25 protein-coding genes are annotated in these 21,352 nt (G+C 62.4%); 16 read left to right on the top strand and 9 right to left on the bottom strand.

The features are described from left to right. Nucleotides 1-163: 163 nt before the first annotated feature. The 6 genes from B3605_RS07985 to B3605_RS07960 all read left to right on the top strand — a co-directional run bounded on the left by B3605_RS07985 (nt 164) and on the right by B3605_RS07960 (nt 4,204). Nucleotides 164-1,240, top strand: a complete 1,077-nt coding sequence (locus tag B3605_RS07985; protein ID WP_296433496.1) for a cell wall hydrolase — start codon at nt 164-166, stop codon at nt 1,238-1,240. 282 nt (nt 1,241-1,522) lie between these two features. Further along, nucleotides 1,523-1,867, top strand: coding sequence for an AtpZ/AtpI family protein (locus tag B3605_RS07980; protein WP_018898616.1), 345 nt, complete (start codon nt 1,523-1,525; stop codon nt 1,865-1,867). 75 nt (nt 1,868-1,942) lie between these two features. Further along, a complete protein-coding gene (locus B3605_RS07975) occupies nt 1,943-2,695 on the top strand; it encodes a F0F1 ATP synthase subunit A (RefSeq protein ID WP_018898617.1) in 753 nt (250 codons plus the stop codon). 69 nt (nt 2,696-2,764) lie between these two features. Further along, complete coding sequence (locus B3605_RS07970) at nt 2,765-2,992, top strand: F0F1 ATP synthase subunit C (RefSeq protein WP_015338972.1); 228 nt, start codon at nt 2,765-2,767, stop codon at nt 2,990-2,992. Nucleotides 2,993-3,070: 78 nt separating this feature from the next. After that, nucleotides 3,071-3,709, top strand: a complete 639-nt coding sequence (locus tag B3605_RS07965) for a F0F1 ATP synthase subunit B (protein WP_018898618.1) — start codon at nt 3,071-3,073, stop codon at nt 3,707-3,709. Nucleotides 3,710-3,712: 3 nt separating this feature from the next. Beyond that, nucleotides 3,713-4,204, top strand: coding sequence for a F0F1 ATP synthase subunit B (locus B3605_RS07960; RefSeq protein ID WP_112944526.1), 492 nt, complete (start codon nt 3,713-3,715; stop codon nt 4,202-4,204). A 101-nt stretch (nt 4,205-4,305) separates the two neighbouring features. Here B3605_RS07960 and B3605_RS07955 read toward each other — a convergent pair whose 3' ends face one another. Both B3605_RS07955 and B3605_RS07950 read right to left on the bottom strand, forming a co-directional pair. Continuing rightward, the gene (locus B3605_RS07955) at nt 4,306-4,977 is read right to left on the bottom strand and encodes a ribonuclease HII (protein ID WP_296433495.1); all 672 of its coding nucleotides are present in this window, start codon (nt 4,975-4,977) and stop codon (nt 4,306-4,308) included. A 165-nt stretch (nt 4,978-5,142) separates the two neighbouring features. Then, nucleotides 5,143-6,300, bottom strand: a complete 1,158-nt coding sequence (locus B3605_RS07950) for a PA0069 family radical SAM protein (protein ID WP_018898622.1) — start codon at nt 6,298-6,300, stop codon at nt 5,143-5,145. 141 nt (nt 6,301-6,441) lie between these two features. Here B3605_RS07950 and B3605_RS07945 point away from each other — a divergent pair, with 141 nt between their 5' ends. Beyond that, nucleotides 6,442-6,960 (top strand): glycosyl transferase, encoded by a 519-nt coding sequence (locus tag B3605_RS07945; protein WP_112944525.1) that lies wholly within the window; start codon nt 6,442-6,444, stop codon nt 6,958-6,960. A 3-nt stretch (nt 6,961-6,963) separates the two neighbouring features. On the opposite strand, the gene moaB is transcribed toward B3605_RS07945, so the two are convergent. From moaB to B3605_RS07925, 4 genes are all read right to left on the bottom strand, one after another. Beyond that, nucleotides 6,964-7,509: a molybdenum cofactor biosynthesis protein B gene (gene moaB, locus B3605_RS07940; RefSeq protein WP_112944524.1), complete on the bottom strand. Its 546-nt coding sequence runs from the start codon at nt 7,507-7,509 to the stop codon at nt 6,964-6,966. After that, entirely contained in the window at nt 7,496-8,401 is a 906-nt protein-coding gene (locus B3605_RS07935; protein ID WP_112944523.1) for a 4-(cytidine 5'-diphospho)-2-C-methyl-D-erythritol kinase, read from the bottom strand. Before B3605_RS07935 ends, moaB begins: the two co-directional genes overlap by 14 nt. A gap of 6 nt (nt 8,402-8,407) precedes the next feature. Next, the gene (locus tag B3605_RS07930; RefSeq protein ID WP_018898626.1) at nt 8,408-10,240 is read right to left on the bottom strand and encodes a tetratricopeptide repeat protein; all 1,833 of its coding nucleotides are present in this window, start codon (nt 10,238-10,240) and stop codon (nt 8,408-8,410) included. Nucleotides 10,241-10,369: 129 nt separating this feature from the next. Continuing rightward, nucleotides 10,370-11,386, bottom strand: coding sequence for a polyprenyl synthetase family protein (locus B3605_RS07925; protein ID WP_018898627.1), 1,017 nt, complete (start codon nt 11,384-11,386; stop codon nt 10,370-10,372). A 109-nt stretch (nt 11,387-11,495) separates the two neighbouring features. Between B3605_RS07925 and B3605_RS07920 the strand changes: the two genes are divergently transcribed. Beyond that, nucleotides 11,496-11,723: a DUF2007 domain-containing protein gene (locus tag B3605_RS07920; protein WP_018898628.1), complete on the top strand. Its 228-nt coding sequence runs from the start codon at nt 11,496-11,498 to the stop codon at nt 11,721-11,723. Between the two features lie 8 nt (nt 11,724-11,731). Next, on the top strand, nt 11,732-12,517 hold the full coding sequence (locus B3605_RS07915; protein ID WP_112944609.1) for a tRNA1(Val) (adenine(37)-N6)-methyltransferase: 786 nt from the start codon (nt 11,732-11,734) through the stop codon (nt 12,515-12,517). On the opposite strand, the gene B3605_RS07910 is transcribed toward B3605_RS07915, so the two are convergent. After that, the gene (locus B3605_RS07910; RefSeq protein WP_112944522.1) at nt 12,514-13,854 is read right to left on the bottom strand and encodes an Nramp family divalent metal transporter; all 1,341 of its coding nucleotides are present in this window, start codon (nt 13,852-13,854) and stop codon (nt 12,514-12,516) included. The genes B3605_RS07915 and B3605_RS07910 overlap by 4 nt on opposite strands. A 173-nt stretch (nt 13,855-14,027) precedes the next feature. Between B3605_RS07910 and B3605_RS07905 the strand changes: the two genes are divergently transcribed. Together B3605_RS07905 and B3605_RS07900 are read left to right on the top strand one after the other, a co-directional pair. Continuing rightward, the gene (locus tag B3605_RS07905; RefSeq protein WP_112944521.1) at nt 14,028-14,885 is read left to right on the top strand and encodes a S49 family peptidase; all 858 of its coding nucleotides are present in this window, start codon (nt 14,028-14,030) and stop codon (nt 14,883-14,885) included. A 76-nt stretch (nt 14,886-14,961) separates the two neighbouring features. After that, complete coding sequence (locus B3605_RS07900) at nt 14,962-15,153, top strand: hypothetical protein (RefSeq protein ID WP_112944520.1); 192 nt, start codon at nt 14,962-14,964, stop codon at nt 15,151-15,153. 15 nt (nt 15,154-15,168) lie between these two features. Here B3605_RS07900 and B3605_RS07895 read toward each other — a convergent pair whose 3' ends face one another. Together B3605_RS07895 and B3605_RS07890 are read right to left on the bottom strand one after the other, a co-directional pair. Then, nucleotides 15,169-15,483 carry a type II toxin-antitoxin system RelE/ParE family toxin gene (locus B3605_RS07895; protein ID WP_112944519.1) on the bottom strand — a complete coding sequence of 105 codons (315 nt, stop codon included), beginning with the start codon at nt 15,481-15,483 and terminating at the stop codon, nt 15,169-15,171. Beyond that, entirely contained in the window at nt 15,473-15,760 is a 288-nt protein-coding gene (locus B3605_RS07890; RefSeq protein WP_112944518.1) for a ribbon-helix-helix domain-containing protein, read from the bottom strand. The genes B3605_RS07895 and B3605_RS07890 overlap by 11 nt, the downstream gene beginning before the upstream one ends. A gap of 149 nt (nt 15,761-15,909) precedes the next feature. On the opposite strand from B3605_RS07890, the gene B3605_RS07885 reads away from it, so the two are divergent. The 5 genes from B3605_RS07885 to B3605_RS07865 all read left to right on the top strand — a co-directional run. Beyond that, nucleotides 15,910-16,146 carry an AbrB family transcriptional regulator gene (locus B3605_RS07885; RefSeq protein WP_112944517.1) on the top strand — a complete coding sequence of 79 codons (237 nt, stop codon included), beginning with the start codon at nt 15,910-15,912 and terminating at the stop codon, nt 16,144-16,146. Between the two features lie 60 nt (nt 16,147-16,206). Next, the gene (locus tag B3605_RS07880) at nt 16,207-17,169 is read left to right on the top strand and encodes a glycine--tRNA ligase subunit alpha (protein ID WP_026283030.1); all 963 of its coding nucleotides are present in this window, start codon (nt 16,207-16,209) and stop codon (nt 17,167-17,169) included. Nucleotides 17,170-17,481: 312 nt separating this feature from the next. After that, nucleotides 17,482-18,033 (top strand): LemA family protein, encoded by a 552-nt coding sequence (locus B3605_RS07875; RefSeq protein WP_018898637.1) that lies wholly within the window; start codon nt 17,482-17,484, stop codon nt 18,031-18,033. A 112-nt stretch (nt 18,034-18,145) separates the two neighbouring features. Then, the gene (locus B3605_RS07870) at nt 18,146-19,402 is read left to right on the top strand and encodes a 3-phosphoshikimate 1-carboxyvinyltransferase (protein WP_112944608.1); all 1,257 of its coding nucleotides are present in this window, start codon (nt 18,146-18,148) and stop codon (nt 19,400-19,402) included. A gap of 68 nt (nt 19,403-19,470) precedes the next feature. Beyond that, nucleotides 19,471-21,352: DUF2207 domain-containing protein (locus tag B3605_RS07865; protein WP_296433494.1), on the top strand; the 1,882-nt coding region annotated here is incomplete at its 3' end.

Here is a 21,352-nt window from a genome sequence, read left to right as displayed (position 1 = left end):
ATGCGTCCCATGCCGGAGTCTGGTGTTGCGTCGAAATAGTCGTGTCCCTGGCAAATCACGCACCCCTGGTGCGTCGCGCCGCTTCGATAAGCTGCGCCCTTTGCTGCAAAGATGGAGTTCCCCCGCGCTCTTCGGCGTCTGCGCGTGGCTGGCGTTTCCCACCATGGCCTCGCATGCCGATCTGGCAGCGCTTCTGGCCGGCCTCGATCAGGGCCGCGAGAACTGGCGCATGGTGCTGACCAACTCGCCCGCCGGCTCCATCCACCAGGCCGAGCTCGCCTTCGCCGATCCCACTGTCACCGGCGCGATTGCATCCGGCGCCGGCATGGTGCTGTCCGATGGCCGCAAGGTCGCCTTCACCGCCGAGAACAAGGGCCACGAAGACACCCCCGATGAGGACCGCGTCAACCGCGCCACCAAGAAGGGCAGGGTGGTCGCTGTCGAGCGTGTGCAGCCGCCAAAGGATTTCTCCGCCGGCTCGATCCTGCAGCGCACCCGTCTTCTGTTTCAGCCGACCTTCAACCTGAAGGACAAGTCGGCCTTCGTGAAGCCGAAGATCCGCGGCAAGGAAATCGAGATCGCCACCAACTTCTATCGCAAGCAGCCGCCGAAGCCCGCAGCCGATATCTCCCCGATGCTGGCCGATCTCGTCACCAGCAACAAGTCCGACGTGCTCGCCACCGCGTTTGCGCCTGCCGCTCCCGATTACGCCCGCCAGTCACCGTTCGATTCGATCCTGACGGAGAAGGCCGACAACGGCCGCTTCGTGCCGCAGATCGGGCCTAAGGATCACGCCTGGGCCGCGAGCATCCTGCCGGCAAGCGTCTTTTCACCCGCTGAGCAGCAGTGTCTGGCCTCAGGCATCTATTTCGAGGCGCGTGGTGAAACCGTGAAGGGCCAGGCGGCCGTCGCCCAGGTCATCCTCAACCGCGTGCGCAACCCGGCCTATCCGAAGACCATCTGCGGCGTCGTCTACCAGAACGAGGATTGGCGCAACCGCTGCCAGTTCTCCTTCGCATGCGACAACATCAAGGACCGCGTGAACTCGCAGGCCCATTGGAGAATCGCCCGCGATGTGGCGATGGCGGTCACCGCCGGCCGCATCTGGCTGCCCCAGGTCGGCTCCGCCACCCATTACCACGCCGTCTACGTCCGTCCGAAATGGGCAAAGACCATGGAAAAGGTCGGCCGCATCGGCCTGCACGTCTTCTACCGCACCTATGGCGGCGGCTGGAGCTGACAAAAACCGGGTAAAAGGCGCGTTTTCGCGCCTTATTGCCGCGTCAGCCTGCGGATTCTTTCCCCCGATTCCGCCACAACCCGCCCGTATCGATCTAACCATATGTTTTTGATCGCTTATTTTATGGCTGGACATCGGCCTGCTACGCCTTGACTATGGATTTTGCTAAAACTATGTTGCGCGCGACTTCAAAGCGGGCCGGAAGGTTCTTCAGCCTTGGGGTCGTTGTCCGGTAAACCGGGGTAGCGGCGTAGCGGACGGCGGCAGGCGGAGGAGAGCACGATGGCGGATGACCGCGAGGAGAGTCTGGAAAAGCGCCGTGCGCAGCTGGGAGCGGAACTCGCGACCAAGCGCATCGAGGCGGGGAAGGACGAGGCCGATGAGGCCCGCGCCGAGGTAAGCCGCAAGGGCTATGCCCAGGCGATGAAGCTTTCGAGCGAGTTCATTTCCGCAGTCGTGGTCGGCGCTGTCCTGGGCTATCTCTTCGACCGTTTTGTCGGCACTGCGCCTTGGGGATTGATCGTACTTCTTCTTCTTGGATTTGGTGCCGGCGTGCTGAACGTGATGCGCGCTGCGGGCAAGGTTGCGAAACCTGATCTCGATATGCGCGAAAGCGACCGGAAATAGGGCGGAACGTTCAGGCGTTCGATCCAGTGCAATAATCCCGTCTCGTGCGGGTATAAGATATAGAGAGAACAAGCGGTGTCTAACGATCCGACTCATCAGTTCCTGATCCAGAAGATTGTGCCGATCGAAATCGGCGGGATTGATTTCTCGTTTACGAACGCCTCGCTGTTCATGGCGGCTTCCGCTGCCGTGGCCGCCGGCTTCCTCTATTTCTCGACGTCGAACCGCGCCATCGTGCCGGGCCGCTCGCAGTCGGTCGCCGAAATGTCCTACGAGTTCATCGCGGGAATGCTGAAAGAAGGCGCCGGATCCAAGGGGATGAAGTTCTTCCCGCTGGTCTTCTCGCTCTTCATGTTCGTGCTGACCGCAAACCTGCTCGGCATGTTCCCATACTTCTTCACCATCACCAGCCAGATCATTGTCACCTTTGCTCTTGCTCTGCTCGTCATCGGCACGGTTCTGGTCTACGGCTTCTACAAGCACGGCTTCCACTTCCTGAATGTCTTCGTGCCTCAGGGCGTTCCCGGCATCTTGCTGCCGCTGGTCGTCGCCATCGAAATCATCTCGTTCCTGTCGCGTCCGATTTCGCTCTCCGTTCGTCTCTTCGCCAACATGCTGGCCGGTCACATCACCCTTAAAGTGTTCGCGGGCTTCGTTGCCTCGCTTGGAGCCATGGGTGCGGTTGGTATCGGCGGTGCCGTTCTTCCCCTCATCATGACCGTCGCCCTGACGGGTCTCGAGTTCCTCGTCGCCTTCCTCCAGGCTTACGTCTTTGCGGTACTGACTTGCATGTACCTCAACGACGCGATCCACCCGGGTGGCCACTAAGGGATACCGACATTGACGTCCGCGGGCGTCAGTCAATTCGCCGCAACAACCATTTCAAAGGAGTACAACATGGACGCGGAAGCAGCAAAATTCATCGGTGCAGGCCTCGCTTGCTTTGGTATGGCCGGTACGGCTCTCGGCCTCGGCAACATCTTCGGCAGCTACCTGTCGGGCGCCCTGCGCAACCCGTCTGCCGCTGACAGCCAGTTCGGCCGTCTGGTATTCGGCTTCGCCGTTACGGAAGCTCTGGGCATCTTCTCGCTGCTCGTCGCTCTCCTTCTGCTGTTCGCCGTTTAATTTCGGCGCACTGAGGGATCACGGCCTGCGAACAGCGAGCCGTGATCCTTTGTATTTGCAGTACACCTGGAGGTGAGCATGTTTTTTGTGACCCCGGCTTACGCTGAAGAAGCCCCGGCGGGAACCGCAGAAACTGGTGCAGCGACCGGTACAGACGCGCATGCTGCCCCGGCCGCAGGCGAGGTTCATACCGAGACCGGCGTGCCAGCCGAACACCATGGCGGTGTTTTCCCGCCTTTCGATACTTCGACGTATGCGTCCCAGCTGCTTTGGCTGGCGATTACCTTCGTCATTTTCTTCGTGCTCATGCAAAAGGTCATTGCACCGCGCATCGGCGGTATCCTCGAGCAGCGCCACACGCGCATTGCCCAGGACCTCGATGAGGCTGCACGCCTGAAGGCGCAGGCAGACGCAGACGTTGCTGCCTACGAAGCCGAACTCGCAGAAGCCCGCGCCAAGTCGAACGCAATCGGCACGGCAGCGCGCGACGCAGCCAAGCTCAAGGCCGAGGCCGACCGCCGTGCGGTTGAAGCCGCTCTGGGCGAAAAATTGAAGGCTGCGGAAGGCCACATCGCCGATATCAAGGCGAAGGCATTTGCAGACGTCGGCACGATCGCCGAGGAAACGGCAAAGGCCGTCGTCGAACAGCTGATCGGTGGCACCGCCACCAAGGCTGAAGTCACGTCCGCCGTCACCGCGGCCAAGAAGGGAGCTTGATCGATGGAATTTGCACTGGACGCAACATTCTTCGCATTCGTCGGTCTCGTCCTGTTCCTGGCACTGATCGTCTACCTCAAGGTTCCCGGCATGATGGCGACGTCGCTCGACGACCGCGCCGATCAGATCCGCAACGAGCTATCGGAAGCCAAGCGCCTGCGTGAAGAGGCCCAGCACCTGCTGGCCGAATATCAGCGCAAACGCAAGGAAGCCGAAGCGGAAGCCGCCCATATCCTGGCAGCTGCCGAGCGCGAAGCGGAAATGTTCACCGCCGAAGCCAAGAAGAAGACCGAGGAATTCGTTGCCAACCGCACCGCGGTTTCGGAAGCGAAGATCAAGCAGGCCGAAGCCGATGCGATGAAGGCGGTTCGTGCCGCAGCCGTCGACCTCGCCATCGCCGCCGCTGAAACGGTTCTCGTCAAGAAGGCCGATGCCAAGGTTCAGTCCGAACTCTTCGGCAACGCCCTCGGTCAGGTAAAGACCCGCCTCAACTGAGATCGGTCCTATCGCATTTCAAAGCCCCGGTTCGCCGGGGCTTTTTGCGTTTTGGGGATGTTGTTCGCTGTCGTGCCCGGAAAGGCGTCCGAGCCGGCAGCCTACTCGCCGTCGGTGACCAGGAACTGCTTGAGCCGCCCGAAGCTCATGCGATGCAGCGGGCAGGGGCCATGGCTGTCAATGCCGGCTCTATGGCGTGCGGTGCCGTAGCCGGCATGTGCGGCGAAGCCATAGGCGGGGAAGATGAGGTCGGCGCGCGTCATCATCCGGTCGCGCGTGACCTTGGCGACGATGGAGGCGGCGGCGATCGATACCGACCGGGCATCGCCCTTGACGACGGCCTGGCCGGGGCACTCGAGCCCGGGGGGAACGTCCAGCCCGTCAGTCAACACATAGCTTGCCGGGATGGAGAGGCTGAGGATCGCGCGGCGCATGGCATCGAGGCTTGCCTTGCGGATATCCGTCTCGTCGATGCGGCGTGAGCTGGATGAGGCGATCGCGACGGCCGCGGTGGCAAGGATCTGCTCGAACAGCTCTTCTCGTCTCTGCGCGGAAAGCTGCTTGGAATCGTTCAGGCCATCGGGAATACGCTTGGGATCGAGAATGACGGCGGCGGCAACGACAGGCCCCGCCAGCGGCCCGCGCCCGGCCTCGTCGGCGCCGGCAACAGGCCAGTGGCCGGCCTTGCGCGCCTTCAGCTCCAGCCGGAAATCCGGAAGCAGCGGGACATCTTCGAAAAGCATGGGAGAATCGGGTGGCGTGCGACGTTTCATGCGGCTGAACTTCGCACGCCAACCCGATTTCCTGCAAGTCCCCGGATCAGGGCGGCGGGCCGGGGACTTGAGAACGGAAGGCCAGGGTCAGCCGTCCGTAAGGGAATGTCCGAGCATGTCGCGCAAAAGTGTGCAGTGGTTTTGCGACAACGACATGCTGCAAAACTAGAGCAGCGACAGTTGCACGCCGCTGCCGTTCGGCGGCACGAACAGGTCGTCGCGCAGCGGCATGCTGCGGCGGGTCATGCCGAGCCGCTTCGTGGCCATCTCGAAGCGCCGGGCGATCTGCCAGGCATAGGGGCCGGCGCCCTTCATGCGCTTGCTGAAATCGGCGTCGTAATCCTTGCCGCCGCGCATCGAGCGCACCAGCGACATGACGTGGCGGTAACGGTCAGGATAGTGCTGCAGCAGCCAGTCGCGAAACAGCGGCGACACCTCCAGCGGCAGTCGCAGGATCACATACCCGGCCTCCGTGGCACCCGCTGCATGCGCAGCATCGAGAACGCGCTCGATCTCGTGGTCGTTCAGCGCTGGAATGACCGGCGCCATCATCACAGATGTGCGAATGCCGGCGTCGCTCAGCGCCTTCAGCGCATCGAGCCGCTTCGACGGGGTCGAGGCGCGCGGCTCCATCGTCCGCGCCAGCTTGCGGTCCAGCGTCGTCACCGACAGCGAGGCGCGCACCAGGTTCTTCTCCGCCATGCGCTGCAGGATATCGAGATCGCGCAGGATGAGTGCCGACTTGGTGACGATGGAGACAGGATGGTTTGCCCGCTCCAGCACCTCGAGGATATCCCGCATGATCCGCCATTCCTTCTCGATCGGCTGATACGGGTCCGTATTGGTGCCGATGGCGATCACGCGCGGCTTGTAGCCGGGCTTGGCGAGCTCGCGCTCCAGGAGCTTGGCCGCATCCGGCTTGGCAAACAGCCGCGCTTCGAAATCCAGCCCGGCAGACAGGCCCATATAGGCGTGGGTGGGCCGCGCGAAGCAATAGATGCAGCCGTGCTCGCAGCCGCGATAGGGATTGATCGAACGGTCGAAGGGGATATCCGGCGATTCATTGCGGGTGATTGCCGTACGCGGCTTTTCGATCTGCACCTCGGTCTTGAACGGCGGCAACTCCTCAAGCGTCTGCCAGCCATCGTCGAAGCCTTCACGGCTCTGCGGCTCGAAGCGCCCGCTCGGGTTCAATCCCGCACCACGGCCACGCCGGCGGTCGACCTCGATCCTGAGGCCGGAAGAAACGATCATCGCGTCGGCAATATCCGCCGTATTGGCAGGCGCGAATGCGGCCTGCCCTGCAAGGGACTGTTCGTTCATCGGGTTTCTCCGTCGATGGAAGACTCGTCGTCCCCATCCGTTCTGGTGATTAAATTCCTATCGCCGAAATGAGAACAATGCAAGAACAAATTTGGAAAACTGTCGCTGGTAATGTTTTGTGCGTCGCACTATAAATGAGCAATGTTAACTGTCCTATTGGAATGCCGGGATCAGGAACCTGAGCTGGCGCAGACATTATCGGTGTTGGTTGCTGGTGCCGTGGAAGGGCTGGTGAGCGATGTGGTGGTGCTCGACCACGGCTCGCGCGATGGCTCGTCCAAGGTCGCGGACGCCGCCGGCTGCCGCTTCCATCAGCATTGGGATATCAAGGACATACTGCGTTCGGCGCGCGGCGAATGGCTGTTGTTCGTCGAGCCCGGTGCCCGCCCACAGAGCGGCTGGATCGACGAGATCGCCGAATATGTGGCATTAAACAAGCTGCCCGCCCGCTTCACCGCCTCGCGCGGTTATCGCAGGCCGTTCTATCAGCGCCTGCGCCGTCTGGCGCCGCTGGAGCTTGGTCTGTTGCTGCCGAAAAAACATGCGCTGGCGACGGCGCGCAGCGGCATGCAACTGGCGGAATTCGTCAAGGGACAGAAGCTGCGGAAGCTATCGGCTGAGCTCATCCCGTCCTGGGTCGCGCGTTCGGCGCGGAGCTAGTTTTTAAGCTCCGCGCTTCAAGTGCTCGTCGAGCCTGGGCATGATTTCCACGAAGTTGCACGGCATGTGGCGATAATCGAACTGCGCCTTCAAGATGCCGTCCCACGCGTCCTTGCAGGCGCCGGGCGATCCCGGCAGCACGAAGACGAAGGTGGTGCCGATCAGCCCCGCAGTCGCACGCGACTGCACGGTGGATGTACCGATCTTGTCCTGCGAGATACGGTGGAAGACGGCTGAGAAGCCGTCCATGCGCTTGTCGAACAGCGGCTCCAGCGTCTCGGGCGTCACGTCGCGGCCGGTAAAGCCGGTTCCGCCGGTGGTGATGATCACGTCGACATCCGATTTCGCCGTCCAGGCCCGGACCTGCGCGGCGATCGCCTGTCTGTCGTCGGGCGCGATGGCGCGCGCGATGAGGCGGTGTCCCGCCTCCGAAATGCGCGCCGCCAGCGTATCGCCGGAGCGGTCGTCTGCGGTGGTGCGTGAGTCTGATACCGTCAGCACGGCAAATCCCACCGGAATGAACGGACGCGTGTCGTCAACGCCTGTCATCATCATCTCCCGCCAATGTTTCGGTTGCCTCGAAATACCAGTCCGGCCGCTTGCCGTGAAGCACCCGCGCCGCGACCTTCGCTTCGTCCATGTTGGCGAATATGCCGAAGCACGTCGCGCCAGAGCCCGACATCCGAACGAAGAGCGCGCGTTGATCGGAGAGCATATCGGAGATCTCGCCGATCTCAGGCAGCAGCGCACGCGCCGGCGGTTCGAGATCGTTGCGCATGCCGCGCAGCGCGTCGAGCCAAGAAAGGCCGGGTGCTACCACAAGCGCGCCGTTCGTCTTGGTCGCCAGCTTGCGAAAAACCTCCGGCGTCGAAACCCCCTTCAGCGGATTGGCGAGCACCATGGGAAAGGCAGGCAAGTCGCGCACCGTCTCGATCCGCTCGCCGATCCCGCGCGCAATCAGCGGCCGGCTCGCCAGACACATCGGCACATCGGCGCCGAGCTTGATGGCGATGGCGTCGATGGTCGCCGCGGGTAGGGGAGTGCCCCAGAGCCGCATTAGCCCGCGCAGCGCCGCCGCCGCATCCGCCGAGCCGCCGCCGATGCCTGAGGCAATCGGCAGGTCCTTGCGCAGGTGGATGCTGACCGGCGGTGCGGTCCCGCCAACGTCGAGGACGGCAAGACGCAACGCATCGCGCGCCTTCAGCACCAGATTGGTACCGCCATCACCAGTAAGCGCGTCGCCAAATCGGCCGGAGATATGAAATTCGTCGGTATCGGCTGGCGCGAAGTCCAGCCGGTCCCCCGCGCGCGTGAACGTCACCAGCATTTCGAGCAGATGATAGCCGTCGTCTCTCTGGCCCGTGACATGAAGGGCCAGATTGATCTTGGCAAAGGCACGCTCGCTGATCGCAACGCCGTCGGCGAAGCCTGTGTCAGCCATGGATGATCAGGTCTTCTTGTCGGCCGGCTTCGGGTCGACAGGGGCCGGATCGGGCATCTTCTTGTCGACGGTCTTGGCATCGTCGGTCACGGCAGGCAGGCCGTTGGCGATCTTGTCCTTGATCTTCGGGATCTCGGCGGCCTCGGGTTCCGAGCCCAGCGCCCGGTTCCACTGGTAGACAGCCTCAAGCTTGCGCCCGACACGCCAGTAGGCATCGCCCAGATGGTCGTTGATCGTCGCGTCGCCGGCCTTGATCTGTGCAGCGCGCTCCAGCTCCTCGGTCGCGTCGTCGAATTTGCCGAGGCGGAAATAGGCCCAGCCGAGCGAATCGATGATGTAGCCATCGTCGGGGCGCAGATCGACGGCCTTCTTGATCATCTCAAGACCCTCGTCGAGGTTCTTGTTCATGTCGATCCAGGAATAGCCGAGATAGTTCAAGACCTGCGGCTGGTTGGGGTTCAATTCCAGCGCCTTGCGGAAGCTCGGCTCGGCCTTGTCCCACTGCTTCAGCCGCTCATAGGCGATGCCGCGCTGGAAGAAAACGGTCCAGGTGTTCTTGCCCGGCAGCGGACCGATCACATCGACAGCCTTGTCGTAGTTCTCGGCCATTGCCTTGTAGTCCTTGGCGTCGGAGAGAACGCTGCCATAGGCGAGGTAGCTGCGAATATCCTTCGGGTCCGACTGGATCAGCCCCTGCAGATGCGCACGGGCTTCGTCGACCTTGCCGCCTTCGGCGAGCGCCAGGCCAAGCTGCAGCTCGGAGATGCGGCTCATCGGCGAATTGTCGGGCACTTCCTTGTAGAGCGCGATGGCGCGGTCGAGCTGGCTCTGCTTCTCGGCGATACCGCCGAGCATGACCAGCGCATCGGCGCTGTCAGGGTCGAGCGCGCGGGCGATCTGCAGATAGAGCGAGACGATGTCTTCAGCCCCGTCGCGGTTCAGCGCGCCGGCAAAGGAGAACAGCACACCGGCCGCGCCCTGCTTGGCGGTGGTGATCTGCTGCACCTGCTTTTCGTCTTTGGTGATGCTCTGGCGCAGCGCGTTGAGCGGCGCGTAGTTGGGCAGCAGGTTGTCGCCGACCGAAACCGTGTCGAGCGCCTTCTGCTTGTTACCCTGCGTCGCTTCCAGGCGGGCGAGCGCCATGATGGCGCGCATGAAGGTATCGGGCGCCGTGGCAGCGCCATCCTTGTCGAGCACGGCGTCGTTCAGGTGCTTGCGTGCAGAGCGCACGTCGCCGTTGACGATGGCGATCGCGCCGGCATTGTAGTTCTGGAAGATGGCGAGCCACTCCGGCCCCTTCAGCTTCTCGACCTGCGACAGCGCGTCCTTCCCCTTGCCGGCGCCCAGTCGCGCCCAGGCGGCCATCAGGTCGTTCATGACGCGGTCGAGATCGGTCGGGCCGGTGGTCTTCAGCGCACTCTCGGCGGTCTTGTATTCGCCGCGGCGGATCGCATCTGCGCCGCGCACGATGGTCGAGAGGCGTTCGATGCTCGGATCGTTCTTCAATTCGTTGGCGTAACGCACGCTGTCCTTGATGTCGCCATTGAGCAGCAGCGAGATCATCAGGCGCTGGCGGATCTCCGGATTGCCGGGCTCGATCTGCAAGGCCTTCTTGTAGAGCTCGATCGCCGTTTCGTAATCGTGGTCGACATCGGCGGTGCGGGCGGCAAGCAAAGCGCCGGAGAAGGTGTTGACGCTGTCAGGATCGAAGATCACGGTCGCGCTGGCGTCATCCTTCTTGGCCGCGTCTTCGGCATTGGCGCCGCCGAGCACGCTCAGCGACAGAACTGCCGCAAGCGACGCGCTCGAAAGAAGACGTATGGCAAATTTCCGCCGCATTAGAAAACCTTTCGTGAGAACAGCCCACCAGCGTCGACTGCAAAATCAGTTGAGAAGACTGATTCACGACAGGATGGCTTTTTTGAAGCGACCCCGCAAGAAAATCAGCCTTGGACCAATGATCGTCGGTTAATTGACGCGCTCGATGCAGAAGTCGATGACTTCCATCAGTGCGGATTTCCATGCCGTATCGGGAAGCGGCGCCAATGCATCGCGTGCAATCGTGCCATAATGGACCGCCCGGCCGATGGTATCGTTCAGCGTTCCGTACTTGGTGATCAGGCCAAGTGCCTTTTCGAGGTTCTGATCGTTGCTTTCGCCACCCTCGATCGCCTTGCGCCAGAAGGCGCGTTCTTCCTCGGTGCCGCGCCGGTAGGCGAGGATGACGGGAAGCGTGATCTTGCCTTCGCGGAAGTCGTCACCGACATTCTTGCCGAGATCGGCAGCCTTGCCGCCGTAATCGAGCACGTCGTCGACCAGCTGGAAGGCCAGCCCAAGGTTCATGCCGTAGGACTTCATCGCGTTGCGCCCGGCCTTGCCGGCATCCGCCACGATCGGGCCGACTTCGGCGGCAGCCGCAAACAGCGCCGCCGTCTTGGCGCGGATGACCGAGAGATAATCGTCCTCGGTGGTTTCCATGTTCTTGGCGACGGAAAGCTGCAGCACTTCGCCTTCGGCGATCACACAGGCGGCCGACGAGAGCACGTCGAGCGCATCGAGCGAGCCGACATCGACCATCATGCGGAAGGCCTGACCGAGCAGGAAGTCGCCGACCAGCACGCTTGCCTGGTTGCCCCAGATCATGCGGGCGGTGGACTTGCCACGGCGCAGGTCGCTTTCATCGACGACATCGTCGTGCAGCAGCGTTGCCGTATGCATGAACTCGACCGCGGTCGCGAGCTTGATGTGGTTTTCGCCCTGGTAGCCATAGAGCGCGGAGGAGGCGAGCGTCAGCATCGGGCGCAGGCGCTTGCCGCCGGACGAGATCAGATGGTTCGCCACTTCGGGGATCATCTGCACGTCTGAACCGGCCTTCGAAAGGATCAACTGGTTGACCCGCTCCATGTCCGCCTTGGTTAGATCCACCAAAGGCTTGACGGATGCCAGTTTGTTTTTGCTTTCTTCAAGCGGTATGACCACGCCCAACGACCCGGACTCCTGTTCACTCATTGGATTTGACAATAGAAAGGGGCGGCTTGAGCGGCAAGAGGCGAAATTGCCACGTCGCGGAAAATTGAAAGGGATTTCACGGTAAATGCATGAACTTATCCGCGCCAACGATCCCGTGCTGCTCTCCTTCGCTGAAAGCCTGATGAAGGATGCCGGCATCCATTGCTTCATCGCCGATCAGGGCATGAGCATATTGGAAGGCTCGCTCGGCATGCTGCCGCGCCGCCTGCTGGTCGAGGACGACCAGGCCGACCGCGCCCGCCGCATCCTCATCGACGCCGGCCTTGGCGACGAATTGCGCGAGCAGAAGTGAGCGACGCCGTGACCAGCGAGCCCACGCCCGTAACCGAGACCATCGACGCCTTCCACCGCGGCGCCTTTCATATTCTCCAGCCGAAGGGCAGGGGGCATCGCTCCGGCATGGACGCCATGCTGCTGGCGGCGTTGGTGGATGATGAGAGGGTGGTAAAGGTCGCCGATCTCGGCGCCGGTGCCGGCGCGGCCGGTCTTGCCGTCGCCTCGCGGCTGCCGAAGGCCAAGGTCGTGCTCTTCGAGCGCTCCGCCGAGATGGCGGACTATGCCCGCCGCAGCCTGGATCTTGCGGAAAACGCCCACATGCTGGGCCGCGTTACCGTGATCGAAGCGGATGTGACGCTGAAGGCCAAGGCACGCAACGATGCCGGCCTCGTCGACGAGAGCTTCCACCACGTCATCCTCAATCCGCCCTTCAACGATCCCGGCGACCGCAAGACGCCGGATGCGCTGAAGGCAGAGGCGCATGCGATGACGGAGGACCTGTTCGAAAGCTGGCTGCGCACGGCCGGCGCCATCATGATCCCCGGCGGCCAGCTGTCGCTGATCGCCCGCCCGGAATCGATCGCCGAGATCATCGACGCCTGCGGCCGTCGCTTCGGCGGCATCGAGATCACGGCCATCCATCCGCGCGAAGGCGAAAACGCCGTGCGTATCCTGGTGACCGCGATCAAGGGCTCGCGCGCCCGGCTGTCGCTGCGCGCGCCGCTGATCATGCACGAAGAGGGGAGCCACAAGTTCTCCCCCTTCGTCGACGGCCTCAACAACGGCCGCGCGGCTTACTCCAGGCGTTAGCCTATCACGAAATCGAACAGCAGCTTGATGTTCAGCCCGGCGATGATGATGGCGATCGTGTAGGCGATGGCCGAGAGCCAGCGTGGTGCGACGAGATCACCCATCTTCGCCTTGTTGGCGGTGAACATCACCAGCGGGAAGACCGCGAAGGAAAGCTGCAGGCTGAGCACGACCTGTGTGAGGATAAGCAGTTCTGCGGTGCCCGCATCGCCATACCAGATGGTGACGAAACCGGCCGGCACGATGGCGATCGCGCGGGTGATCAGCCGGCGGATCCAGGGCTGCAGCCTGATCTTCAGGAACCCTTCCATGATGATCTGCCCGGCCATGGTGGCCGTCACCGTCGAGTTCAGGCCGCAGCACAAAAGCGCGATACCGAAGAGCGTCGGCGCCAGCGCAAGCCCGAGCAGCGGTGCTAGGAGCGAGGAGGCTTCGCCGAGTTCGGCGACGTCAGTGCGTCCATTGGCATGGAAGGCTGCTGCGGCGAGGATCAGGATCGAGGCATTGATCAGGAGCGCGAAGCAGAGCGCCACGGTGGAATCGATCGTCGCATAGGTCAACGCCTCGCGCTTTTCCGGCACGCTGTGGCCGTAGTCGCGGGTCTGGACGATGCCCGAATGCAGGTAGAGATTATGCGGCATGACCGTGGCGCCGAGAATGCCGAGCGCCAGATAGAGCATCTCCGGATTGGAGACGATCTCCGTGGTCGGGAAGAAGCCGCGGATGACCTCGCCCCACTGCGGATCGGCCATGAAGATCTGCACGCCGAAGCAGACGGTGATGATCCCGAGCAGCGCGATTACGAAGGCTTCGACCCAGCGAAAACCGATCTTCTGCAGATAGAGGATGAGGAAGACGTCGAGCGCGGTGATGAGCACGCCGAGTTCGAGCGGAATGCCGAACAGCAGGTTGAGGCCGATTGCCGTGCCGATCACCTCGGCGATATCGGTGGCGATGATCGCGATTTCAGCAAACAGCCAGAGCGGTATCGATACCCAGCGCGGGAAAGCGTCGCGGCAGGCCTGCGCCAGATCGCGGCCGGAGCCGATGGCAAGGCGCGCGCAGAGCGATTGCAGCACGATCGCCATCAGGTTGGACAAGAGCGCCACCGTCAGCAGCGTGTAGCCGAACTTCGAGCCGCCGGCGAGCGAGGTCGACCAGTTGCCGGGGTCCATGTAGCCGACGGCCACCAGATATCCGGGGCCGACGAAAGCGATGGCACGGCGCCAGCGAGAGGCGTGCTTCTGCGTTCTGATCGTACGGTGGACATCGGCCATCGACGCCTCCTCGCGCTCGTGGCGCCAGCCCGTCTTGGCCTTGGGTGTCATAATGTCCATGCAGCATCCGCCTGTTCTATCAATAAGAGCAATATGGCTGATTAGAATGATAATGCAAGTCATTCGCAACAAGAAAATACTGAGGTGGATCATTTACGGCCCAGCCATTGCGTTTGCCGTTGCGACGCATACATGGAGGTGACGTTTCACCAAGTTCGCACGAAGGAATGGGAATGGCCGGATTTATGAGAAAACTGATGCCGAAGCGCTTCCGCAAGGAGGGCATCGTGATCCCGGTTGTCAGGCTCCAGGGTGCGATCATGACCGGCGGCAGCCAGTTCCGCCCGGCGCTGAACCTCGCCTCGACCGCGCAGGTGCTCGAAAAGGCCTTCAGCTTCAAGGACGCACCGGCCGTCGCCATCTCCATCAATTCCCCCGGCGGCTCGCCGGTTCAGTCACGGCTGATCTTCACCCGCATCCGCGAGCTGGCGCGCGAAAAGCAGAAGAAGGTCATCGTCTTCGTCGAGGACGTGGCGGCCTCGGGCGGCTACATGATCGCGCTTGCGGGCGACGAGATCATCGCCGACCCGACCTCGATCGTCGGCTCGATCGGCGTCGTCTCCGGCGGCTTCGGCTTCCCCGAGCTCTTGAAGAAGATCGGCGTTGAGCGCCGCGTCTATACCGCGGGCGAGAACAAGGTGATCCTCGACCCGTTCCAGCCGGAGAAGGAAAAGGACATCGAATATCTGAAGACCCTGCAGCTGGAGATCCACCAGGTCTTCATCGCCATGGTGCGCGAGCGCCGCGCCGGCAAGCTGAAGGATGACACGACGGTGTTTTCCGGCCTGTTCTGGACCGGCACGCGCGGCCTCGAGCTCGGCCTTATCGACGGTCTCGGCGACATGCGCCAGGAACTGAAGAAGCGCTACGGCTCGAAAACCAAGCTCGAACTCGTAACCCCAGCAAGGGGGCTTTTCGGACGCCGCATTCCCGGCATATCATCATCTCTCGAAGGAGCCGCCTCCGGCTTCGCGGCCGGTCTTGTCGAGACCGCCGAAGACAAGGCATTGTGGAGCCGATACGGGCTCTGACGCAATTGCGGCAAAAGCACAGCGCGGCTGTGCGGCGGCAAATGCGTTAAAATAACGAGGGGTGAAGACAGACGACATGCCGCAGCTTTTGATCATGGGTGTGCTCGTCCTGGGCGCCTGGCTCCTCTACCGCCGCTTCGTGGCCGAAGCCAAGCGCCTGCAGGAAAAATCCCGCCGGGCGCAAAAGGAGCAGCAGACCGGAGCGATCGGCACGCTGGTGAAGGATCCGGTGACGGGCGAGTATCATTTGAAGAAGGATGATGAGTGAGGGGGAGGGCTTTGATCAGCCGCGTTCCCGAACCCGCGACTGCCAATCCGCTCCGCCATAGCTGATGCAGAGAACAAAGACGGATTGGGTTTCGTCATTGACGGTAAAGCAGACGGTCGCTTTATCCGACGCAGGAATGGCGCGCAGATGCGGGTGAAAGTCGCTTCGGATGGTGCCGATATGAGGAAAGTCGGCAAGAGAGCGGAGCTTTTGCTCAATCAGGTCGATTTTATCCTCGGCAACTTCATAGCCGGCGTATTCACCGACCAGAATGGTGATGTCGAGAAGATCGTTCTTAACGAGAGGATGGCGGGTAACCCTATACGCCATACTTCCTCGTTGCTTTACGTTCGCGGATGAATGCTCTCACTTCATCGAACATGGTGTCGCCATCCAGCGGTATCCGCTGATCCTCGGGCAACTCCATTCGGCGCCGGATCTCGTCGGCCATTCCCGCAAGAGGATCGCTTGAGGCATCGCGTTTCCTCATCCGCGCCAGCCCTTCTTTAACGACGTCCGACACGCTCGCAAACCGCCCGTCCTCGACGAGCTTCTCCGCGTAACGAAGATCCTCATCCGATAGCATCACGGCGTTCTTGGCGTTCATAATCGTCTCCAAGGCAAGGTCTGTAGTTACTATAAGGCAACCGACACCGCTTGTCCTCCCTGCAAACTGTGGGGAAGAGGCCGGACAGCTTACTTTGGCGCTTCCATTGCTGTGTGGTACGGTGTGAGAGGTTCACGTCGGAGCGCGCCATGCGGATTGTCAAATTCGAAGACGGTCTCGGAGTCTGCATCCCACAGGCAATTGTGGATGAACTCCGGTTGAAGGAAGGTGACGACGTCGCGGTTCGCCTGGGCACCAATCGCAATATTGAAGTCGCCACAGCAGATGCTCGGTCGAAGGCGTTTGAACGGATCAAGGCATTCAAGCTGCAGCTGCCGCCGGATTGGGCGTTTGATCGCGACTGCGCGAACAGCCGAAACCCTTGACCCTCATCGCCGCTCGTGGCACCTGTCGCCCACCGATCCAATTGAATGGCGACTAACCTCATGTCTGCACCCAGCATTCCCGACCACATGAACCCGAAGCGCTCGTTTCAGGCGCTGATCCTGACGCTGCACAGCTACTGGGCGGACAAGGGTTGCGCGGTGCTGCAGCCTTACGACATGGAAGTCGGCGCCGGCACGTTCCATCCGGCGACCACGCTGCGCGCGCTTGGCCCCAAGCCCTGGAAGGCCGCCTACGTGCAGCCCTCGCGCCGCCCGTCCGACGGTCGCTACGGCGAAAACCCGAACCGTCTGCAGCATTACTATCAGTATCAGGTCATCCTGAAGCCGAACCCGCCGAACCTGCAGGAGCTCTATCTCGGCTCGCTCGCGGCGATCGGGCTCGATCCGCTTCTGCACGATGTCCGCTTTGTCGAGGACGATTGGGAAAGCCCGACGCTCGGCGCCTGGGGTCTCGGCTGGGAGTGCTGGTGCGACGGCATGGAAGTCTCGCAGTTCACCTATTTCCAGCAGGTCTGCGGTCTCGAATGCTCGCCGGTCGCCGGCGAACTCACCTACGGCCTCGAGCGCCTCGCCATGTATGTCCAGGGCGTTGACAACGTCTACGACCTGAACTTCAACGGCCGCGAGGGCGACGAGAAGATCAGCTACGGCGATGTGTTCCTGCAGGCAGAGCAGGAATATTCCCGCCACAACTTCGAATTCGCCAACACCGAGATGCTGCATCGTCATTTCATCGATGCCGAGAAGGAATGCCAGGCGCTGCTCGCCGCTGGCGCGCCTGGAGACAGCGATAACCAGAAGCTGCACAAGTGCGTCTTCCCGGCCTACGACCAGTGCATCAAGGCCAGCCACGTCTTCAACCTGCTTGACGCGCGCGGCGTGATCTCGGTCACAGAGCGCCAGAGCTATATCCTGCGCGTGCGCACGCTCGCCAAGGCCTGCGGCGAAGCCTTCCTGCTGACCGACGCCGGTGGCGTCAATCTCGCCAGCAAGGCTGCCTGATCAATCAGCGGCGTCTGTCTGCCTTGATCTCAACGGTGCGCGCTGCCGGACGCGGCGCGCCCTTGAGCATGAAGAACGAAGCGATGGCAAGCATGTTGAGCAGGAAGATGGCTGCGCTCATGGCTGATTGATCCTCGTGACGTGGTTTGGATCCCGCCGCCGTCGGCCGATCCATGGTCAAGATAGGCCCTATCCGGCCGCCGCGGTATCGCGAGATCTTGGGATGCGCCAAACTACAACGGCGGGAGATGACAAGCGCCGCCAAGCCGCATAGTCTCCCGGCCGACCTTGCGTCGTAACGGGGGATTCGCGATGTATATTATTCTAGGCCTCATTGTCCTGATCGCGCTCTATGCGGTCTTTGTCTACAACGGCCTCGTGCGCGCCCGGCAGATGGCCGAGGAGGCCTGGTCCGGCATCGATGTGCAACTGAAGCGCCGCGCCGATCTGATCCCCAACCTGATCGAAACGGTGAAGGGCTACGCGACCCACGAAAAGACGACGCTCGAAGAGGTCGTCAAGCTCCGCAACCAAGCGCAGACCGTTCCGGCAGGCGATGTCGCCGGCCGAGCGCAGGCGGAAGGCTTGCTCGGTGCAGCCCTCGGCCGCGTCATGGCGCTCGCCGAAGCCTATCCGGATCTGAAGGCGAACGAGAATTTCCGCGAGTTGCAGACCTCGCTCGAAACCATGGAAAGCGAGATCCAGATGGCGCGCCGCTATTACAACGGCTCTGCCCGCGATCTCAACGTCAAGGTCGAAAGCTTCCCCTCGAACCTCGTGGCCAACCAGTTCGGTTTCAGCAAGCGTGAGTATTTCGAGATCACCAACGAGGCGGATCGCGCCGTCCCGAGCGTAAAGTTCTGATCCCGAAGTTCTGATGACAGCCATTTGCCTTTGCTGAAAAGCTGCTATGAGCAGGGCAAGATCGCGGCCGGATAGGGCCAGCGGATAAGACGTAATGAGTGAAGACAAGCCCATGAGTAAAGACAAGCTCACCATCATCCCGGCGTCCAAGCCGCTGTCCGGCCGCGCCGTGCCTCCTGGCTCGAAGTCGATCACCAACCGCGCGCTGCTTCTGGCAGGTCTCGCCAAAGGCACCAGCCGTCTCACAGGCGCGCTGAAGAGCGATGACACGCGCTATATGGCGGAAGCCCTGCGCGCCATGGGCGTGACGGTGGATGAGCCCGACGCGACCACCTTCGTCGTCACCAGTTCCGGCGAGCTCAAGGCGCCCGCAGCATCACTCTTCCTCGGCAATGCCGGCACTGCCACCCGTTTCCTCACGGCAGCGCTCGCGCTTGGCCATGGCCGCTATGTCGTCGACGGCGACGAGCATATGCGCAAGCGCCCGATCAAGCCGCTGGTCGACGCACTGAAGTCGCTCGGCGTCGCGATCGAAGCGCCCACCGGCTGCCCGCCCGTGACGATTGACGCCAACGGCCGCTTCGCCAGCAACAAGGTCGTCATCGATGCCGGCCTCTCCAGCCAGTATGTCTCCGCTTTGCAGATGGCGGCGGCCTGCGGCTCCGAGCCGTTCACGATCGAGCTTGCCGGTGCCGATATCGGCGCGCGCGGCTATATCGACCTGACGCTGGCGGCCATGCGCGCCTTCGGCGCCCAGGTCACGCAGCCGACGCCGTCCTCCTGGGTCATCGAGCCGACCGGCTACACCGCCACCGATTTCGTCATCGAGCCGGACGCTTCCGCCGCCACCTATCTCTGGGCCGCCGAAGTGCTGACCAAGGGCGCGATCGACCTCGGCGTTGCCAATGAGGACTTCACCCAGCCCGACGCGAAAGCCTACGACGTCATCAGGCAGTTTCCACATCTGCCCGCTGAAATCGACGGCTCGCAGATGCAGGATGCGGTGCCGACCATCGCCGTGCTGGCCGCCTTCAACGAAACGCCGGTGCGCTTCGTCGGCATCGCCAATCTGCGCGTCAAGGAATGCGACCGCATCCACGCCGTCTCGACCGGCCTCAACAACATCCGCGCAGGCCTTGCGACCGAAGACGGTGACGATCTGATCGTCTCCTCGGACCCGGCACTATCAGGCCAGCACCTGCCGGCTGATATCGACACCTTCGCTGATCACCGCATCGCCATGAGCTTCGCGCTCGCCGGCCTGAAGATCGACGGCATCACCATTCTGGACCCGGATTGCGTCGGCAAGACCTTCCCTGACTACTGGAAAGTGCTGTCCTCGCTCGGCGTCGCCATTAAGGACGAATAACCGGCAGCCGATCTCGCCGGGCAATCCAAAAAAGGCAATCCAAGAAAGACAAGGGGGAGAATGTCTTGATGCGTTGGTTGTCCGGTCTCGTTGCCGCTCTGATACTTCTGCTGGCGGCATCTTTTGCCGCCGCCAATGAGCGCATCACCTCCTATCATTCGGAAGTCGAGGTCGCCAAGGACGGCGACCTTACGGTGACCGAGACGATCTCGATCGTCGCCGAGGGGTTCAAGGTCAAGCGCGGCATCTTCCGCGATCTCCCGCTCACCATGCTGGATGGCGAGGGGCGCATAATCCGCGTCGGCTTCAATCTCCTCTCCGTCACCCGCGATGGCAAGCCCGAGCCCTACAAGACCGAAAGCATCGATGGCGGCATCCGCATCTATGCCGGCTCCAGCGACACTATCGTGCCTCAGGGTGAGCACACCTATGTCTTGACCTATAAGGCCGATCGCATGATCCGCTATTTCCCTGACCATGACGAGGTCTACTGGAACGTCACCGGCACCGGCTGGCAGTTCGCCATCGAGCAGGCCTCGGCGCGCATCACCATGCCATCGGGCGAGGTGACGAAGCTTGCCGCCTATACCGGACCGTTCGGCTCGCGCGCCACGAATGCCACCTCGCGCATCGAAGGCAACCAGGCGATCTTCGCCACGACCCGTATGCTCGGGCAGAACGAAGGGCTGACCGTCGTCGCCGGTGTGCCGAAGGGCGTCATCGACCCGCCATCGGCGGCGCAACTTCGCGCCTGGTGGCTGCGCGATCACATGGCCGATGTCATCGCTGTCGCCGGCCTTCTCCTCGTCGCGCTCTACTACATGTTCTTCTGGGTGAGGGTAGGGCGCGATCCGGCCCGCGGTGTCGTCGTGCCGCGCTGGGACCCGCCGGAAGGGCTGTCGCCTGCGCTGGTCAACTACATCGACAACAAGGGCTTCAACGGCGCCGGCTGGCCGGCCTTCTCGGCCAACGCGCTTGACCTCGCCGTCAAGGGATACGTCACTTTCGACGATATCGGCTCCAGCATCACGGTCACCCGAACCGACAAGCCGCTGCCGAAAGCCTTGCCTTCAGGCCAGGCCGCCTTCCTTTCTCTCGTCGGTCGCTCCGGCCAGAGCTTTGCAATCAGCAAGTCCAATGGCGAAAAGGTGCGCGACGCTGGCCAGAAGTTCCGCCAGGCGATCGAAGGCGAGCATCGCGGCAAGTATTACCACTCGAACGCCCTCTACACGGTCGGCGGCATCGTCCTCAGCGTCATCTTCATCATCGCGGTTCTGGCCTTCGGCGAAATCGATGCCGATCTCGGCGGCTTCATCGCCGCCACCGTTTTCTCGGCGGTGTTCTTAGGCATCCTGTCGTCGCGCCTCGGTCTCAGTTTCCGCAAGGGCGCGTCGCTGCGCAGCAAGATCGGCGGCGTCATCATCGGCGGCTTCTTCGGTTTCACGCTTCTGTCCATCCTCGCCGGTATCATTACTGCCGCCGTCGAGCAATTGACCGCAGCCGACCACTGGCCCGTTATCGTCGCCGTCGGCGGCATCGTCATGATCAATGTGGTGTTCTTCTTCCTGATGGGCGCGCCGACGCCGCTCGGCAGCCGGCTGATGGACCACATCGATGGCCTGCGCCGCTACCTGACGGTTGCCGAAAAGGACCGCATGAACATGGCCGGCGCACCCGCCATGTCGCCGCAGCATTTCGAAACGCTGCTGCCCTACGCCGTGGCACTCGGTGTCGAAAAACCCTGGAGCGATGCCTTCCAGACCTGGCTGGCAACCGCTGCAGCAGCCGGAGCGGCGGCGGCCGCCTATTCGCCCATGTGGTATCCGACCCATTCCGGCAGTTTCGGCGACAGCATCGGTGGCTTCTCCTCCTCGATGGCCTCCACCATCGCCTCGACGCTCCCCGCACCCGTGAGCTCGACCTCGTCGGGCTTTTCCGGCGGCAGCGGCG

The sequence above is a fragment of the Rhizobium sp. UBA1881 genome (assembly GCF_002338015.1).
GTDB lineage: Bacteria > Pseudomonadota > Alphaproteobacteria > Rhizobiales > Rhizobiaceae > Rhizobium.
The sequence above is the reverse complement of the archived record's forward strand: the minus strand, read 5'-3'. Positions and strand labels throughout refer to the sequence as shown.